This window comes from Mesobacillus boroniphilus (assembly GCF_018424685.1).
In the GTDB taxonomy this organism is placed as follows: domain Bacteria; phylum Bacillota; class Bacilli; order Bacillales; family Cytobacillaceae; genus Mesobacillus; species Mesobacillus boroniphilus_A.
In genome coordinates this window covers 183095-200898 of the sequence record NZ_QTKX01000001.1, presented here as the reverse complement: position 1 = coordinate 200898, position 17804 = coordinate 183095, and the positions used below count along the sequence as shown (strand labels likewise).

Annotated in this window: 14 protein-coding genes; 6 read left to right on the top strand and 8 right to left on the bottom strand. The window is 44.7% G+C overall.

Annotation, left to right across the window (positions count from 1 at the left end; genetic code table 11):
- Positions 1 to 94 precede the first annotated feature (94 nt).
- The 5 genes from DYI25_RS01045 to DYI25_RS01025 all read right to left on the bottom strand — a co-directional run bounded on the left by DYI25_RS01045 (position 95) and on the right by DYI25_RS01025 (position 7248).
- Positions 95 to 2719: a YhgE/Pip domain-containing protein gene (locus DYI25_RS01045; protein WP_213365930.1), complete on the bottom strand. Its 2625-nt coding sequence runs from the start codon at positions 2717 to 2719 to the stop codon at positions 95 to 97.
- A 190-nt stretch (positions 2720 to 2909) separates the two neighbouring features.
- Complete coding sequence (locus DYI25_RS01040) at positions 2910 to 3821, bottom strand: fumarylacetoacetate hydrolase family protein (protein WP_213365928.1); 912 nt, start codon at positions 3819 to 3821, stop codon at positions 2910 to 2912.
- A gap of 1 nt (position 3822) precedes the next feature.
- On the bottom strand, positions 3823 to 4347 hold the full coding sequence (locus DYI25_RS01035; protein WP_213365924.1) for a DNA topology modulation protein: 525 nt from the start codon (positions 4345 to 4347) through the stop codon (positions 3823 to 3825).
- Positions 4347 to 5531 (bottom strand): DUF418 domain-containing protein, encoded by a 1185-nt coding sequence (locus DYI25_RS01030; RefSeq protein ID WP_213365921.1) that lies wholly within the window; start codon positions 5529 to 5531, stop codon positions 4347 to 4349. The genes DYI25_RS01035 and DYI25_RS01030 overlap by 1 nt, the downstream gene beginning before the upstream one ends.
- A 124-nt stretch (positions 5532 to 5655) precedes the next feature.
- Positions 5656 to 7248: a long-chain-fatty-acid--CoA ligase gene (locus DYI25_RS01025; RefSeq protein WP_213365918.1), complete on the bottom strand. Its 1593-nt coding sequence runs from the start codon at positions 7246 to 7248 to the stop codon at positions 5656 to 5658.
- 217 nt (positions 7249 to 7465) lie between these two features.
- On the opposite strand from DYI25_RS01025, the gene DYI25_RS01020 reads away from it, so the two are divergent.
- The 6 genes from DYI25_RS01020 to DYI25_RS00995 all read left to right on the top strand — a co-directional run bounded on the left by DYI25_RS01020 (position 7466) and on the right by DYI25_RS00995 (position 9512).
- Positions 7466 to 7687, top strand: a complete 222-nt coding sequence (locus DYI25_RS01020; RefSeq protein ID WP_213365915.1) for a spore germination protein — start codon at positions 7466 to 7468, stop codon at positions 7685 to 7687.
- A gap of 14 nt (positions 7688 to 7701) precedes the next feature.
- Positions 7702 to 7956: a spore germination protein GerPB gene (locus DYI25_RS01015; RefSeq protein WP_213365912.1), complete on the top strand. Its 255-nt coding sequence runs from the start codon at positions 7702 to 7704 to the stop codon at positions 7954 to 7956.
- A 37-nt stretch (positions 7957 to 7993) separates the two neighbouring features.
- The gene (gene gerPC / locus DYI25_RS01010) at positions 7994 to 8611 is read left to right on the top strand and encodes a spore germination protein GerPC (protein WP_213365909.1); all 618 of its coding nucleotides are present in this window, start codon (positions 7994 to 7996) and stop codon (positions 8609 to 8611) included.
- Entirely contained in the window at positions 8608 to 8790 is a 183-nt protein-coding gene (locus DYI25_RS01005; RefSeq protein WP_213365906.1) for a spore germination protein GerPB, read from the top strand. Before gerPC ends, DYI25_RS01005 begins: the two co-directional genes overlap by 4 nt.
- Positions 8791 to 8795: 5 nt before the next feature.
- Entirely contained in the window at positions 8796 to 9191 is a 396-nt protein-coding gene (locus DYI25_RS01000) for a spore germination protein GerPE (RefSeq protein ID WP_213369312.1), read from the top strand.
- A 102-nt stretch (positions 9192 to 9293) separates the two neighbouring features.
- Positions 9294 to 9512, top strand: a complete 219-nt coding sequence (locus tag DYI25_RS00995; RefSeq protein ID WP_213365903.1) for a spore germination protein — start codon at positions 9294 to 9296, stop codon at positions 9510 to 9512.
- On the opposite strand, the gene DYI25_RS00990 is transcribed toward DYI25_RS00995, so the two are convergent.
- The 3 genes from DYI25_RS00990 to addB all read right to left on the bottom strand — a co-directional run bounded on the left by DYI25_RS00990 (position 9509) and on the right by addB (position 17579).
- Complete coding sequence (locus tag DYI25_RS00990) at positions 9509 to 9817, bottom strand: HNH endonuclease (RefSeq protein WP_213365900.1); 309 nt, start codon at positions 9815 to 9817, stop codon at positions 9509 to 9511. The two genes, DYI25_RS00995 and DYI25_RS00990, sit on opposite strands and share 4 nt — an antisense overlap.
- Positions 9818 to 10219: 402 nt before the next feature.
- Positions 10220 to 14011 (bottom strand): helicase-exonuclease AddAB subunit AddA, encoded by a 3792-nt coding sequence (addA, locus tag DYI25_RS00985; protein WP_213365897.1) that lies wholly within the window; start codon positions 14009 to 14011, stop codon positions 10220 to 10222.
- Positions 14004 to 17579, bottom strand: coding sequence for a helicase-exonuclease AddAB subunit AddB (addB, locus tag DYI25_RS00980; RefSeq protein ID WP_213365893.1), 3576 nt, complete (start codon positions 17577 to 17579; stop codon positions 14004 to 14006). Before addB ends, addA begins: the two co-directional genes overlap by 8 nt.
- Between the last annotated feature and the right edge of the window lie 225 nt (positions 17580 to 17804).

The window sequence follows — 17804 nt, the reverse complement described above, 5'->3', positions numbered from 1 at the left end:
CATACCATATTCAAAAAGGAATTTCATAAATATATGGTAGTATAATGAACTGTTCAATTTAAAAGAGACACCCTATTCAGGGTGTCCCCAGCCATTACATAGCCAAATCGGTTTGTTGTGGTTCTTCTTTTGTCTTGAATAAATAGACTGTCATAGTCATCAAAGCAAAGAGTACAAGGAAGCCAAGAAGAACACCCAGGTTAATCATCGCCATTGAAGAACCATTTAATGAAATAAGAGCTTTAAATCCTGCAATCGAATACGTAAATGGCAAGTATGCACTTATACTGCGGAGATACTCAGGCAGCATATCAATTGGTAGGTTTGCTCCAGTTGTCGAAAGCTGCATGACTACCAATGCTAAAAGAATAAAACGGCCGATATTCCCAAACGAAGCAAAGAACATGACAATTGCCGTAAATACAATACTAACCACTATAGCGAACACTATGAACCCTGCTGGGTTTGAAACCTCTAATTCTAAGAATGCAAGGACCACAATGGATAGCAGAATTGCCTGAACCACAGCTAAGGAAGCAAGATTCATAAATTTTGCAGCGAACCAGCTCACCTTAGATACATTTAATTCCTGAGGCTTGTTGAAATTGATGAACATTGACATGATTAATATCCCCACGAATAATGCAAGTGTCATCACATATGGCGCAGTAGAATCTCTGTAAAGAGAATATCCGTTGACTTTGTCGCTAATTAGTTCAACTGGTGAAGCGAACATGCCAATATTTTTTTCGTTAGCTTTAATCTTACCGGTTTCCTCAGCACCATCCTTTAACCCGGCAGCCAATTGACCGCTTCCATCATAAAGTTTCCCTGCTCCTTCATTCAATTTTGTTACTCCATCAGTCAGATCTCCCCAGCCTTTTTCCACGCTGACATTTCCGTCGCTGACTTGGACAACACCTGAATGAATCTTGGAAGCACCTGCTGTCAGATCACGCCATCCCTTATCTACGGTAGCATTTCCGTCGCTGACCTGAGCTGCCCCTGAATGGATTTTTGCTGCACCTGCAGCAAGCTCCTTCCAGCCCTTATCTACCGTTTGATTCCCTGCTGATATTAAAGCTGCTCCGCCATCAAGTTCTTTGACCCCTGCTGTGATGGTTCCCCATCCAGCATTGACGGACTTATTTCCTGCAGCTATTTGAGTTGTTCCATCATGAAGCAATCCGACCTTAGTGATCATTTCATCCCAGCCTGCTGCTACACTTGCTGTTCCAGCTGCCAGGACAGGGGCACTTGCTGCTAAGTCGCCCACACCCTGGTCGATCAATTTCTGGCCCTCTGCCAATTGATTAATTCCAGATGCAAGTGACCCTTTTTCTGCAGGAATATTTTCATTGAATGCTGCGGCAATCTGATTCGCTCCATCCTGCAGTGCTTGAAGCTTCGCTGCATTTTCAGGATTAGTGGCCGCATCCCTGATACCTTTACTTGTTCCTAGAATAGTTAAAAAATCTTGATCTGTGCTTAATCCTGGGTTCTTTGCGAGATATGCTTCCAACAGTGTGGTCAGGCCCTGAAGATTGTTCCCCAGGTTTTGTGAATTTGTTATCACTTCGCTAATTCCGCCTGCTACTGCTGTAGTTCCCGGGCCAATCTGGTTAGTTACTGCTTGTTGTGCCCCTTGCAATCCAGCTAACACTGATGCTGTACCAGCCTTGAGTTCTGGCATTTTTTCTTCTAACCGCTTACCTCCCGCAGCCAGTTGAGTGATGCCTGGCTGTCCGCCTTTAAGCTTTTGCAGGAGCAATCCCGTTCCTGCATTTACATCTGCAGATCCGTCCGCCAGCTTGGTTATGTCTGAGGATTTTTCATTAAGAGAGCTTAATAGCAGACCGGTCCCATCTTTCAGATCTTTTGAACCGTTTGCAAGTTTTGTAATATCACTTTGTTTGGATTTCAAACTTCCTGCTAATTGAGCAGTACCTGCTGCAAGTTCCTTTGACCCATTTGCCAGCTTGGATATATCTCCTTGTTTTCCGGCTAAAGAACCCGCCAGTTGACCAGTACCACTTTTCAGTTCAAGAGTTCCAGCCGCAAGCTTCGAAATATCTGCTGACTTCTCGTTAAGGGTAGTCAAAAGCAGTCCAGTACCATCATGAAGTTCAGCTGTTCCGTCATACAGTTTCTCAGAACCATCCGCTGCAGTTTTGAACCCATTCGATACGTCTCCAAGATTTGCAAAAATATTGCTCGCATACTTTTCAGTAATCTTGTTGGCAAGCTTCTCTCTCAGTTTTTCAGTTGCACTTCTTGTCACCTGTGCGGCCATAAAATTAAGGCCCTCATTTTGGATATAATTGAGTTCCAATTTTTTCGGATCTGGCTCCAGAACCGTTGTCACTCTTTCAGAGAAGTCTTCTGGAATCTCAATGACCATGTAATATTTATTGCTTTGCAGTCCTTTTTCTGCTTTCTCTGCATCTACAAATTTCCAGCCTAAGTCATTGCTTTTCTTCAGGTCTGCCACAAGATCCTCCCCAACATTAAGGGGCTCTTCCCCGGACATGGCACCTTTGTCTTTGTTGACAACTGCAACAGGCAGATTGGAGAGATTATCATACGGTCCCCAATCTGGAGACAGCAGGATTCCGCCATATACAATTGGCACCAACAAAGCTGCAATAACAGAATAGAGTACCCCTTTGCTCGATGCAATCTGTGACATTTGAGCCAAAAACAAGCTAAACCAATTCATTCGTACTCCCCCATGAGAATTATATATATGTTAAAGCGACTGAATGAGTATTCAATCACTGCAACAAATAGTATTCTCATGTGTAGGTAAAAACTCCTGCATAAAATACTGAAGATAAAAAATATTTTTAATATTACAATAATATAATAAAAAAAATTCTCCTTTATTCTATAAGGAGAATCATTGCCATTTACTGTTTTGTTACTCTATTCCTTAAAGTCCCAATCCCTTCGACAGTTATTTCAATGGTATCTCCAGAGCTTAAGAACCTTGGCGGTTTAAAGCCTTTTCCTACTCCTGCGGGGGTTCCTGTAGCAATGATGTCACCAGGCTCGAGTGTCATCCCCTGTGAGAGCACTGAAATGACCTCTTCTACTGGGAAAATGAAGTTTCCTGTATTGGAATCCTGTCTCACTTCTCCATTTACTGTTGTCTTTATATCCAGATTGTTTGGATTTTCGATTGTGGTTTTATGGACAATCCATGGTCCCATCGGGCAAGTGGTGTCAAGGCTTTTACCAATGAAAAACTGCTTATGCTTTGCCTGAAGGTCTCTAGCCGTCACATCATTTACGATTGTGTAACCAAACACGTAATCCAAAGCATCTTCCCTTTTGATCGCTTTTCCTTTCTTGCCAATGACTACTGCAAGCTCACCTTCATAGTCCAATTGCTCTGTCAATTCGCTATGCGCGAGGATATTCTGATCATGGGCAATGACAGTGGTAGGTGCCTTTGTGAATACCATGATATGCTCAGGAATATCATCCTTGCTACCCATTTCAATCGCATGCTCCGCGTAATTTTTACCGACACAGAAGATATTCTTGGCTGGCCGTGGAATGGGCGCTAACAATTCAACTGTCTCAAGCGGGATAAATAGCTCGCTGTCCAGTTTGTTATCGTTCACCCATTGAAATGTTTTCTCCGCTTCCTGATGAAATACTTCCCCCAATGAAATGGCTTGAAGCAGATCAGCAGGTATTGCTTTTTTACCGCCCATTTTTTCATAGGTATCAACTAGTGGCAGGACATGAGTCCCTTCTGGATTGACAATTCCAATAAACTGGCCAGATTCATTTTTATACATAACGAACTTCATGTTAACGTCCTCCTTTAATTGACTGCTCTTCTATAAATTTCTCTGTTTCACGAGGATTTGTAAAATGGTAAATCCCTTTTCCCTGAAGCCTGAACTCTTCTAATTTCGCAATAATGCCCGGAGCTTTTTTACTTCTGTACTGCGCCACCCATTTGATAAAATCCCAATCCAGCCTCTCCGGGCAGCCTTCATTCATATCTGGCCTTGTCCTGCCATGGTACATGATTCTCCTTTTGAAAACTCCGTACAGGCACCTCGGAGTAGAATAATCAAGGAAGATGATGGTATCAGCTGCTTGTGCCCTCATATCCATCGTGCTGCCATAGTTTCCGTCCATGATCCATGTATCTTGTTCTATCACTTGCTTGATTAGCCTTTTCCACTCATCTTTTGCAGTCATTTTCCAACCCGGTTTCCAGTACATTGCATCAAGGTGATACACCTTTAAGTTAAGTATTTTTCCGAGCTTTCGGGCCAGTGTCGATTTTCCTGCGCCTCCGCAGCCGATAATGATGACCTTCTCCATCAGGCTTCACCCTTTTTAAAACGCTGCTTTTTCAAATACGTGCCACTTCGCCACAGCCATTCGACAGGCCCATAGTAAAATCTTTTGACCCACCAGCTGCTGAATGCCAATTGAATCACGTAAATTCCAAGCGCAAGCATGGTTCCTGAAAAAATGGACAATTCCCCATAATATCCAAGTCCATAACTATAAAAAATCATAGTCGATACGACCGACTGGAATAGGTAGTTGCTGATTGAAAGCCTGCCGGCAGCTTCCAGCGGGTAGAGCAAACTGTTCAATTGTTCAAGCTCCGAAGCGAGTGCAATAATCAGCGCATAAGCCATCGCAACCATTGCGCCGCCAAAAACATCCTGCGCATAATCTGTCATCAAAGTTTTGCCATACAGGTAGGGAACTGCTTTTATCAACAATCCAAGGGTTGCGAGTACAGCTGCAGCGATTGCAATCCTTCTCCTCTTCTCCTGAACATTCTCAAAAAGTCTTAGCTTTGCCGCTCCTGCTCCAATCATGAACAAAGGAAGAATCGTGATCAAATAAAAGAACAATCCCATCAGGTTATTGTTTTTATACCATTCAGATATTCTATGCTCAGTCACTTCAGCAAAGCTGCCCGTTTGATAGATTGCTATCGACTGTTCCGCCGCTTGTCCGTCGTACATCGAAAATTCCGCTCCTCCATCAGCCACAGATGCTGCACCGAGCATCAATAACAGAAGGACATTAGGGACTATGTATAAGCTCAATCCCGTAATGAAAAGCCTTTTTGCACTCCAGCCAATAAATAGAAGGAATGCAAAACCGCAAACCGCGTATGTTATGAGGATATCTCCTTCCCATATGAGGAAAGCATGTATGACACCAATCAATAACAGGATGGACAGCCTCCTCAAAGCAAGCGGATTGAACCTGAGTCCTTTTTCAAGCGTGCGTTCTCTTAAAATAACAAGCCCATACCCGAACAGCATCGCAAACAGCGGATAAAAGCTGGCCTGGACAAATAAATCAATGAACCGGTATGTAAATAAATTTACGCTTCCATCCCACCAAGTCTCAGGATCAATATAAAAATAAGGCGAATGGAATGAAATCATGTTTACAAAAAAGATCCCCAATAATGAAAAGCCTCGCATCCGGTCAATTGAATTAATTCTATTTCCGGATACCTGTCCGTTAATCTTCATCTTCCCCCTCATTCCATCCAATAGTTAACAATCTATGTATATCACACAATATACCAACATGCCAAAGGTTAGCAGGAATCGAAAGAAAAAGGGACGCCACTAGCAAGGCAGTCCCCTTAGGCTATTAATTTACAAATCTGCCCGTCTTACCATTGTTTTCCCAGTATTCATTCCGTAAATGGACCTTTTGGATTTTGCCGGAAGCTGTTTTAGGCAGTTCGTTTACAAATGTAACCCCTGTAATTGCTTTGAAATGGGCCAGTTTTTCTCTTGAAAAAGCAATAAGCTCCTGTTCTGTGACCTGCTCATTTTCACGAAGCACAATATATGCATGCGGAGTCTCGCCCCATTTTTCGTGTGGGACCGCAATGACTGCTGCTTCCAGGATTGCAGGATGGTCATACAATACTCCCTCGACTTCGATGGAGGAAATATTCTCGCCGCCGCTGATGATGACGTCTTTCTTGCGGTCGACAATATCAATGTTGCCGTATTCATCAACTGTTGCCATGTCTCCGGTATGGAGCCATCCATTACGGATCGTTTCCATCGTTGCCTCTTCATTTTTCCAGTAGCCTTTCATGACTCCATTGCTTCGGGTTATGACTTCCCCTATTTCCTTACTATCATGGGCAACCTCATCTCCATGATCATTCACGACCTTTACCTGGCTGCCAATCATGGATATTCCTGCTTTTGCTTTCATTCGGTATTGTTGATTCAAAGGAAGCTGCTTCAAATGCGACCTGATAGTTGAAATCGTGCTTAAAGGGGAGGATTCTGTCATGCCGTACACCTGGATGAATTCCCAGCCAAGTTCTTTTTCTACTCGGGTTACGAATGCTGGAGGCGGTGCAGAACCGGCAATGACCACCCGTACCTGCTGTTCAATGCTCGGGACATTTTTTTCATAAAACTGAAGCAATGCATTCAACACAGTTGGAGCCATGTGCATGACGCTGACTTTATGTTTTTCCAACGCGTTAAAAATCGTTTCGGGCGTCGTCTTTCGCAGACATACCTGCGAAGCGCCGTTCGCCGTATAATAAAATGGCGATCCCCATCCGTTAACATGGAACATCGGCAGGACATGGAGCAGGACATCCTCATCGCTGACGCGTAAATGATGCATCGTGCTCAACGCGTGGAGGTAATTATTCCGGTGAGTAAGCATGACACCCTTTGGATTACCAGTCGTCCCACTTGTATACAGCAGACTGCAGACATCATTCTCATCAAGCTCTTCTCGATTAAAACTTTCGGCAGATTGCTGTAAAAGCCATTCGTCATAACTGATCTCATCCAGGCTATCTTCCTTGTAGTGGACAATAATATGCTGAACACTTTCAAGCTGATCCTTGATTGGCTGGATCAAATGATATAAATCCTGGTCCACGAACAAAACTTTCGATTCACTGTGGTTAAGAATGAACAAATAATCATCCGGCTTCAGGCGAATGTTCAATGGGACCATAACTCCGCCTACCTGGAATACACCATAGAAACCTTCGAGCATTTCGATCGAGTTCGGGGCAAGGTAGGCAATCCGGTCACCCTTGCATACTCCTATCTTTCTTAATCCACCTGAAAGCCGGTTCACTCTGTCATTCAATTCCTTATATGTAAGCGCCCTGTCCTCAGAAAAAATCGCCTTCTTATCTCCATAAAGCGACACTGCCCGGTCTAGAAACTGTTTTAACAGCAATGGTACGTTCATAATCTGCCTCCTGTAGAATAATTTTATAATTCTAAATATATAAATATATTAACATATTACCGTCGCTGTTATACAAAAAAAATAACTGTTATACAACAAATATTAAAACATCTATAGGACGAAAAGCTTACCATATTGAAACAAATGGGCATTTTAATCACATTCTGCATTTGGGCACATACGATAATAAAGAAATCTAAAAAAAGGGTGTTGCTTAATGCCAGCAATTGTAGGAGTTGCACAGGTCATTTCACTCGGAAACAGCGCTGTCTTCCACATTGGTGACGTATACAGAATTAGCCCGGTTTCCAACGCAAAAACATTTTCTGGAGCTGGCTCATTCAATACCGGAGATGGATTGACCGTGTACAATAACCAAAGCTCAACAAATACCTATGATACAGATGCCGTTGATCAAGGCAATTATCTGAATGTATAATGCGGGTGAATCGAATGAATTTTTATATACAACAATCAATCACTATCAACCTTTTGAGGATTGATGGAATCTCAAACTCTTCTGTTCTGCAAATTGGCAGTGCAGGAATGATTAAGCCAGTCTCCTACCTATATAACACCGGTGGATTTACAGCACCTGCTCCAGAGGCGGTCCACCCTACAGAAGTCACAACTGGCTTAGAGGATATGCCAGGCGGCACACTGGAAGCTCCTGCCGTCCCTTTGCAGGCTCCGGTTCAAAGGAATTAAAGGATTTTAAAATTTGGTCGATTCGAGGTGATTCATTTTGGATGCGGAATTTTATCAATATTTACAGAAGCTGCATTTATATGTGGAGCACCAGAGCAGAAAGACTGCCAGGTTGGAGAAGTTGGTTTCCGAGCTTCAGCAGGAAATTGCTGCACTAAAGGAGCGGCCGCCGGTTCAAATCGGAAATATCGAGTATAAATTCGACCAGTTGAAGGTGGAAACACTTGAAGGAACATTAAATATCGGCTTGAATCCAACAGAACTGGATGGGATTGATGATTTCACCGTTGATCAGAAGGCTGTGAATGTCCCGATTCCGCCAAAGCAGTTATTTAAAAGGACAATCGAGATTGAAACAGCACTGAACCAATATCTTGAATCTGATTTGGAGAACATTTACCGAAGTGCCCAAACGGAACTGGGAATCAGTGTAGATGATTCATATTTCGAGTTTATAAAAAATGATATCAAAAAACAGTTATCCGTCAGAGTGGCTCAACATTTAAAAGAACAATCATCGAGTGAAAGAGGTACTGAATTAAGTCCTCAGTTAAATGAAAATGTGATTGATTTGCTTAAGCAGGAAATCCAGAATGGAGTATTCCTGTTCCTGAAAAACCTGCCGGATAATGTAAAGGAAGGACGTTCAAAATGAATTTCCAAGTCTATAACCGGGATATTAGTGTCGGCGACATTAGGGTCATAGGTGTTTCGAGTTCATCACTGCTGATGGTAGGGGACGCTGAAACAATTCAGCTGGCTGCAACCTTTGATACACCGGCAGAATCGTTGATTGTTGGCCCATTTGTCCCGCTGTCGCCGGATATATCGTGATCGCTATGCTTCAGAGAATAACATGTGTTGACCATATTAAAATCGACTCTGTATCCTTCTCCTCGATTTTCCAGATCGGTGATTCTGAGCAAATACAGGCGTTTTCCAGAGCGCTGGCTGTACAAAGAGAGGCAGAGATATTTTTTGATAAAGAAGGTAATTTCGATGTGTATCCTGTTTTTTCGGAAGGGATCCCATTTCAACCAACAGATGAGTGCATTGTTACCTCAACCCAGAATCTTAACCCTGTACTGAAAGTGAGGAATATTGATATCATGGGAGCCTCTTCCTCGTCTGTTGTGCACCTTGGAAACAGCCGCAATATTTCCATGGAAGCCAGGGTAAAGCATATACGTCAGCTTTTGCCCCGTAATAACAAGTCGAGTGGGGAAGGCATATAGATTTATTAAGGAACTTCTAGTCTTTATCACTGATTATCAATCAGTTTAAGACAGCAACAATGGGTAAAAAAGCCTAAACAAAAGCAGAAAAGGATGTTTTCAATGCCAGCAATAATAGGTCCTGTGCAAATATTGAATGTAGGCGGCGGGACGGTGCAGTTTGGCGACACGCTGTTCATCTCGCCAAAAAGCAATTCTAAAACAGTCGCTGGGCAGGGTGGGTTCAATACTGGCGGATTCATAGTCACGAATAATGGATTAAGCGCCAACAATGTCCTTGATGCCAATTTGATTGACCAGCCGACAGTAGGAAATAACTAGCGTTTATTTCTTTTTCGCTCATTAGACTTTGTAATTTTCGGCAGCCTTGTAGAAGGCTGTTTTTTTATCCATTTCAAAAACTTCTGCAATTCAGGATGGGAGCCGAGCCGGTCAATCGTGTTCAAACCCGATGCAAGCTCTTCATTCGTGAACAGAGCATGAATCTGTTTATGGCACGGGATACATAGATTGGCAGTAGGCATGAAAGTGCCACCCATTTCTTTAGGAACCAGATGGTGAATGGTCACCTCAACCTCTTCCCTGCCGCATAATTCACATGTGCCGGACTGTTTTCTCTTTGCCACTGGATGATCCCTCCTCTGCAAGATGAAGTCTCTTTCCCCTACCCTTGATCTGCGACCGAAGCTACTGCGATCTGCTTTTTTCGGGCGGAAAACCCGATGAGCTGCGACCGAAATTACGACGTTCGCCTTTTTCGGGCGGAGAACCCGATGAGCTACGATCCAAATACGGCTTTCTGCCTTTTTCGGGCGGAGAACCCGATGAGCTGCGATCGAAATACGGCGTTCTGCTTTTCAGGGTGCCACTGCTGCAGATAGATCCAATATATAAGCCTAAAGGTTTTGAGTCTTTTAAATGTATCGGCTAATTCTGTTCCGGTGAAGCATATCGCTGTCAAAATGGATATCAAACCGAAAAAAACCGGCAGGATTATTATTCACATCCCACCGGTTTTTAACATTGTTTTATAGATTCTCCAATTCAAGAAGATGGCCGCCATCAAAGAAATAAAGGTACTTTTCATCAACCGGCTGCTTCCACACTTGTTCGATTGCTCTGGCATACAGGCTGATTTGGATTCGGTAACGTTCCTCCAAAATCGGCTTTGCCTGCTCGAACCCGCCTTTGTAGCGGTCATGAATTCCATCTGTCTTAAAGTCGAGCAGGACTGTACCTTTTTCATCTTCAAAAATACAGTCGACTACCCCCTGGATAAAAATCGGCTCGTCTTCACCTTGCCAATCAGGATATACTTCCTTTGACGGCAATGACAGATAAAACGGAACCTCCCGGCTAACTTTTTCAGCAGTTAACAGCCGCTTGCCAATGTCAGTTTCAAAAAAGGCAAGTATCCATTTTTTATCTACAGCATCGCGCTGCTCAGGGAATAGCAACTCCTTCTCCACCATCTTCTCCAGCTGCAACTCGAGCGAGATTTCGGTAACTGGCTGGTTAAGATCAATATGCTGCATGACCATATGCATCGCTGTTCCACGTTCTGCAGGTGTAAGCTTTTTCTCCTGCATGAATCTTGGCCGGTTAAGGATTGGCTTCGTAAACCGACGTACTATCTGTGTTCCGCTTTCTTCATCCCTGGTTTCGTGATTGCGCTTCAGCTCTGTAACTGACTGTTTGGAACGGTGGTTTGCCGCTTCCTTGAAGTGATAATTCCACGAAAGCTGCCTGCTCACTGTTTCTGCCAATTCTGATTCTTTATTTACAGGCTTTCCTGCTCCAACAAGGTCCATCAAGCTTTCGTGCTCTTCGGTTTTTTCGTCTGCAAATGAAGCGATTTCCTCTGCTTTAATGCTTTCGATTTTCCAGCTGGAAGGATGTCTAGTAATCTCCTCATCCAGTCCTGGATGAAGGATACCTTCACTTCCCCTTATCGAGTCACAATCTTGATGGCGGATCACTGCAGGACCGATCCAATCGATATAGCCTGAAGCCGACGCTCTTAAATATTCATCTAGCAGCCACTCAGGATGGCTTGCGTCGTCCTGCCACTTGCTGATCGTTTTTTCGGCATCCTTAACCGATCCTATCAAGTAAAGCTTTTCCTTGGCACGCGTTAAGGCAACGTATAATACTCGCATTTCTTCTGCTAACATTTCCATCTTATGCTTGCGCTTGAAGGCTAACTGCGGCAAGGATGGGAAGGAAATCCGCTTCTCAGGATTTATATATTTTGCTGCAAAGCCAAATTCTTTATCGAGCATGTAAAATTTCTTCAGGTCCATCGTATTGAAATTCCGTGCAAGACCGGCCACGAATACTACCGGGAACTCAAGACCTTTACTGCTGTGGATCGTCATGATCCTGACCACATCTTCCTGTTCTCCAAGAGCTCTGGCGGCCCCGAGGTCATCTCCGCGCTCCCTCATCCGCTCAATGAAACGCAAAAATCGGAACAGGCCTCGGAAACTCGTGGCTTCATATTGCCTCGCACGATCATATAGTGCTCGCAGGTTTGCCTGGCGCTGCTTGCCACCTGACATTCCGCCGGCAAAATCGAAGAAACGGGTTTCCCTGTATAATTGCCAGATCAAATCTGATACGGCCCCCTGCCTTGCTGAAGTCCTCCAGCTCTTTAAACTTTCGAAGAAGCGACTTGTCTTCTCATGCAATCCTTCATTTTCCGGCAACGGCTTTTGAAGGCAGAATGCTGTCAATGCTTCATAGAAATTACCGCGCTTCTGGCTGACCCTGATGATGGCAAGCTCTTCTTCATCCAGTCCGACAACAGGGGATCTCAGGACAGCAGCGAGAGGGATGTCCTGATAAGGGTTGTCGATTACTTTCAACAAGGAAATCATGACCGCTACCTCTGTCGCCTGGAAGTAACCAGTGGACAGGTTCGCGTAAATCGGGATGCCCTGCTGCTTGAATTCCTCCATGATTTGCGGCGCCCATGTCATGGAGCGAAGAAGAATGACGATATCACGGTAGTTGACGGGCTTGGAAGTCTTTGTCTTTGGATTATAGACACCACGGCGCTCTTCAACCATATCCTTAATATGCTTGGCCATCAGTCTTGCTTCGAGCTGAGACTGTTCCAGATCGTCCGCATCGAATTCAGTTGCGAATGTTTCACTATCTTCATCATGATCTGTTTCTGCTGATGCACCCTCGCTTTTATCAATCAAGAGCAATTCAACAGGGAACTCGTCATCCTCTGGATACGGCGCTCCTTTTTTCAGCTCGGCATTCTCATCGTAATGGATCTCGCCAACCTTGATGCCCATGATTTGCTTGAATAAATAATTCGTACCGTCAAGCACCTCTCTGCGGCTCCGGAAGTTTTTAGCCAGATCAATTTTTAATCCAGTTCCTTCTCCATCGGAAGTAAATCTGTTGTACTTTCCTAAAAACAAATTAGGCTCAGCAAGACGGAACTTGTAGATCGATTGCTTGACATCACCAACCATGAACAGGTTGCCTTCTGCTTCCCCTTCAGCTGTCACAAGCTGGAGGATCGCTTCCTGTACCATGTTCGTATCCTGGTATTCGTCCACAAGGACTTCCTTGAATTTGTCGCGATAGGCTATTGCAGCTTCAGAAGGAAATACAGGCAGACCATTTTCCGCATCTGGTTCCGAAGTTAAAATATCCAGGGTGTAATGCTCAAGATCCGAGAAGTCAACAAGGCCACGCTCCTGCTTCACTTCTCCAAACCGGTTCGAGAATTCTTTTACAAGATCGATCAAGACAGAGACCAACGGCTTCATTTCCTGCATATCCTTCAGGAAACTTTCAGGTTTTCTTGAAAATAGTTCCCCTTTTAAGTCCTGAACGATTTTCTTTGCCCGGTCTCGAAGTTTGGCCGCCTTATCTACAAGATCCTTGTTGAAATCATCACTGCGGCATGTTTTTGCCCTGCCAAAGTTGGCCAGCTGAATCGCCTCATATAGATCTGCCCATGAACTGTCTTTTGCAGCAAGCAAAGTATCAATCACATGGAGGTCTTCGGTAAAATTAACTGCCCTTGGCGCAGGTCCCCCTGGCATTCTGGCAATCTCCATTCCTTTTTCAAGAAGCTGTTTCGCTCCCTGGAGCTGGAGCTCAATATCCGTAATGAGCACTTTCATGAAGGGCAGGTTCTCAATTGCCGCGCTGCCTGCTGCATCATACATGGAAACGATTGAATCCAGGTATGCATCAGGTGAAGGATTGGATCTGGCAAAATCAAAAAGGTCGACAATGATATCTTTCAAGCCTTCATCGCTGCGGTCATTCGTGAACGCATCCACCAGGTTGAAAAATGGCTGGTTATCTGCCTTTCCGTATTCTTCTTCGAATAAATCCTCAATTACTTCGTCCCGAAGCAGCTGCCCTTCGGTTTCATCAGCGATCCTAAAACCAGGGTCTACATCGATCAAGTAATAATATTTTCTGATCACTTCAAGGCAGAAGGAATGGAGTGTTGAAATAGACGCTCTGTTCAGCAGGCTAAGCTGCTTTTTCAAATGGGTTGAGGCCGGGTTGCTGTCGATCGCTTTTTCCAGCGCTTCTCCTATCCTGTGGCGCATTTCAGCCGCAGAGGCATTGGTGAATGTCACGACGAGCAGTTCATCAACATCAATCGGATTGCTTTCCGAAGTGATTTTCTTGATGATTCTCTCAACAAGCACCGCAGTTTTCCCCGACCCCGCTGCCGCTGCTACAAGGATATTCTGCCCTGAGGCCATGATCGCCTTCCACTGATCCTCCGTCCAGGTTGCCCCTTCCGGTACTGGCGGTATATTCCTTTTAGCCAAGATCCTCTTCCTCCTCTCCGATTGATGCTAGAATATCCAGTTTCTTGATTTCTTCTAATTTATCATTTTCTACAGACAAGCCACCGTTTGCCTTAATGCCTGGATCTTGCCGGAGCGACTCTAGCAAATCTTCCTTCTTAATGACAGGAAGCTTCCTGAAATCATTAGATTCCACCGTCTGGTCAAACTGGCAGACCGGCTTGAAGGAACAGAATGTACATGGTGCCCTGTCCTTAAGCTTATACGGCGCAACATCTACGATTCCGCTGACGATCCTGTTACCAGTCTCCACGTACTTATGGCGGACAAATTGCCGCATATGGTCAAAGTCTTCCTTACTGGCTACCTTTGAGCTTTTAAGCAAGCTTCCATCCTTTTTAAAACCTGCGGAAATAATCTGCGAGCTCCCTGTATCCAAACCTTTATCCATCAGCCTGATCACATTTTCATCGCTGAGCAGCAATCCATTCATTTTAAAGCGTTTGAGGATTTCCTCTTCAATTTCATCAAGTGTCAACATTTTCGATGCGTTGACAATAGGGTTATGGACATGGAAATACAGGACCCCCGCCGGGTCAGCAGCCTTGCCGACCAGCAATGGTGAATGAGTGATTATGATGTCCAGGTAGGTGAGCATCTGAAGGGCGACACCATGATATACTTCCGTCAAATTGACATCCTTCACGCTGGATTTATAATCGACGACCCGCAGATACACTCCCTGGTCGTCCTCTGCTTTATCGACGCGGTCAATCCGGCCCATGAGCTCCATCTTGGTACCATTTTTAAGCGAAAAAGCAAGCGGCGGCAGTTTTCCCTGGCGGCCAAAGCCGAGCTCCAAGCCTACTGGTGAAAATCCGCTGACCTTGGCATGCTCACTTAAAACAAGCGACGCGCGGCTGATGATATTCTGCAGCTTCTGCCTGATATAATGGTGCCTGTTCGAACTTAGCAAAATCTCATTCTGCAGTTTTGGAGCCAGCTTTTGGACTGCATCCCTTGCCAGTTCTTCAGCCTGTGCTCTAGTTAGCTGAGCCCAGCTGAGATTTTGCTGCATGACTGTCTCAGCAATCTCCTTCAACGCAGCATGAAAGAGATCCCCGATATCAGGAGCTTCAAGACGGAAAATCTGGCGGTCACGCAGCTTCAATCCATGCTGGACATAATGCGAGAACGGGCAGCTGTTGAACAGTTCCATCCTTGAGACACTCGCCTGGATTTCATCACCGTAAAGCTCCCTCGTGACTTCTTCAGACAACTGCTTCGTTCTGTTTTCGTAAAATAAGCTTGAAAGAACCTTGCGTGCAGTATCAGCCCATTGAACATTCTTTAAATAATAATCGTACACATCCCACCAAAAATCATAGACAGGATAATTGCGCTTCATCAATTGAAGCTGGGAGGTCAGATAGGACAAGGCAACATTCTCACCAGCAGCGTACTCTATTTGCTCCTCTTCCGGCAATTCCGATGGATCCGGCAGGTAGAAATGCGTTTGATGTTCAGGGAAGAGGTCAGAGATCCTCTTAATGAAGGAAGACGGCATCAAAGCCTTCCCTTCTTCATTGGCGATCGGGTAACTGATATACAGTTGTTCCGACGGTGTCACAAATGCCTTGTAAGCAATAAAGTTTTCGTCCAGCAGCTTCGTTCGGCTGCTCGGAGCAAGCTTAATGCCTTTTGACTGCAAAAGCTCCCGGTCATCATCTGCAAAAATTCCTTCCTCCGTCATCTTCGCTGGAAGAACACCTTCATTGACGCCGATGACAAATGCGACTTTAACATCGGCAAGCCTTGTCTTTTCAAGGTCGGCAACCAATATTTGGTCAATTGCCGGCGGAATCAGGGAGAATCTGAGTGATTCAAAACCAGCATCAAGAATGGAAACAAACTGTTTTGGTGCAACTTTCGTGTCACCGAGCATCTCGACGAATTGGTCAAGAAGGTTGATCACCGCATTCCAGGCTTGCTCATGCTCCCTCGCCTCTACAAGCCTTCCTTCCTGTTCAGCCGCCATTCTCCATGCCTCAAGCTTAGCTGGAATATCAAGCTCTTCCATGAATAGATAGACTGCTTCCGAAAGCTTCCTTCCTGTGTCAGCGCGCTTCAGGCGGCGGGCCATACGCAGCAGCGGAGAAGTAATCAACAGACGAAGGTCATTCAGTTCCTGTTCAGTCTGTTTTTCTGCATCCGTCTGGGCCACACCGTCATACTCCAGGCCGCGGATCCTTCGATATTTCCATCGTTCTTTTTTCGTCCATTTATCTCCCTGGATGCCAAATGCCAGTACATAATTCTCCAGCACATCCATTTGTTCGCGCATCTTGTTCAGATTAACGCCATCCGGGAACAATAAGTCAGTTTTTACTGCACGGAAAATCGGTTCATATCGCCAGTTTCCCAATACTGTTTCAAGGCTGGAGCGGACTAGTTCAATCAATGGGTGATGAAGCATATTCCGCTTCTGGTCGATAAAGTAAGGAAGTCCATAATCATCAAAAATCGTTTCAAGCACTTCGCGGTATTCGCTGCCTCTCATCAAAACCGCAATATCACGGTAGCGGTAACCATTATCCCTTGCAAGTCCGAGAATCTTGCGGGCAACCCCCTCAAGTTCCGCCCTTCTGTTGGCAGCCTGGGCGATATGGATCTCGGCCTCTCCGTTATATTTGACTGCAGGCCTGGAATCGAATTCTCTTTCAAGATGCTGGAGGGATTCACCCTGCCAGCGTCTCTGCTCTGTCAGCACAATGTCTTCTTCCAATTCATAGTCTTTTGTTCTAATCATGTCATACAGCGTGGAGCAGGTTTCTCCAGTTACCCTGAATAAATGCAGTTCGTCAGGCTGCTCTTCTTTAAAACTCTTGTCGACGGGCAGCGCGATTGTCACCCTTTTACAAGCGCCGATCAGCTGGTCAATGATCATCAATTCAAGTGGCGTGAAACTGTAAAAACCATCGATGTATACTTCTGCATTTTTTAAATATTGTGAGGCAGGGATTTTTTCGGCTAGCAGTTTGAAGTAATCCTCTGAATCTATATATTTGCCGAATAATTCATCTTCGAATTGACGATAGACTAGCTCAAGATCATGGATTTTATCCTTCAGCGCTTTATTGCCTGCAGAGCTTTCCTCCATTTTTCCAGCGAGCTCATCCGGGTTGATCGCATAGCGTTTGAACTCAATCAGCATCTGCTCCATCTGCTGGACAAAGCCATTTTTATCCGCTGCCTTTTGAAAGATTTTCAGATCGTCCTTTTTATCCTCAATGATTTTGCGGATCATCATGCTGATCCCGACGCTGTCCAAATGCTGGCGAGTATATCCGCCTGTTTCCTGCAGGATTCTCCAGGCAAGTCGCGGAAAGCTGAAAACCTGCGCCCTGATCATCCCCCCAAGCTCGGGGTCAGTGGACAATCTGTATTCGGAAAGAAATGACATTTGTTCAGGGACAAGATAAACAACCGGGTCCCCCTGAGGGTCCGAAATGAGCCTGTCCTTGATTTCCTTTATGATCATCTCGGTCTTACCGCTTCCCGAGCGCCCCAGTACTAAACGTACAGACATCTGACTTCCCCTTTCTCTCTTAAAATATCTATCTCTGTATCACTATTAAAACTGAAAAAGGCGCTTCAGATTCATGCGCCTTCTACATACCAAACGATTGTTCTATATAGCATTCATTATACCTTTTTCTACACCGATTTTGGAAGCGAACAGCCCGTTAATTTTTCCCAAAGATTGTGGAAATGCCAGCTAATTTTTTTTTTACAGAAAAGCCCTTCCGAAAAC

Coding starts and splice junctions, on each gene's coding strand:
- DYI25_RS01035 (WP_213365924.1), bottom strand. CDS start 4,347: ATGGAGAAGGTCATCATTATCGGCTGCGGAGGCGCAGGAAAATCGACA.
- DYI25_RS01020 (WP_213365915.1), top strand. CDS start 7,466: ATGCCAGCAATTGTAGGAGTTGCACAGGTCATTTCACTCGGAAACAGC.
- DYI25_RS01015 (WP_213365912.1), top strand. CDS start 7,702: ATGAATTTTTATATACAACAATCAATCACTATCAACCTTTTGAGGATT.
- DYI25_RS01005 (WP_213365906.1), top strand. CDS start 8,608: ATGAATTTCCAAGTCTATAACCGGGATATTAGTGTCGGCGACATTAGG.
- addB (WP_213365893.1), bottom strand. CDS start 17,579: ATGTCTGTACGTTTAGTACTGGGGCGCTCGGGAAGCGGTAAGACCGAG.
- DYI25_RS01045 (WP_213365930.1), bottom strand. CDS start 2,719: ATGAATTGGTTTAGCTTGTTTTTGGCTCAAATGTCACAGATTGCATCG.
- DYI25_RS01000 (WP_213369312.1), top strand. CDS start 8,796: ATGCTTCAGAGAATAACATGTGTTGACCATATTAAAATCGACTCTGTA.
- DYI25_RS01030 (WP_213365921.1), bottom strand. CDS start 5,531: ATGAAGATTAACGGACAGGTATCCGGAAATAGAATTAATTCAATTGAC.
- DYI25_RS01025 (WP_213365918.1), bottom strand. CDS start 7,248: ATGAACGTACCATTGCTGTTAAAACAGTTTCTAGACCGGGCAGTGTCG.
- DYI25_RS01040 (WP_213365928.1), bottom strand. CDS start 3,821: ATGAAGTTCGTTATGTATAAAAATGAATCTGGCCAGTTTATTGGAATT.
- DYI25_RS00995 (WP_213365903.1), top strand. CDS start 9,294: ATGCCAGCAATAATAGGTCCTGTGCAAATATTGAATGTAGGCGGCGGG.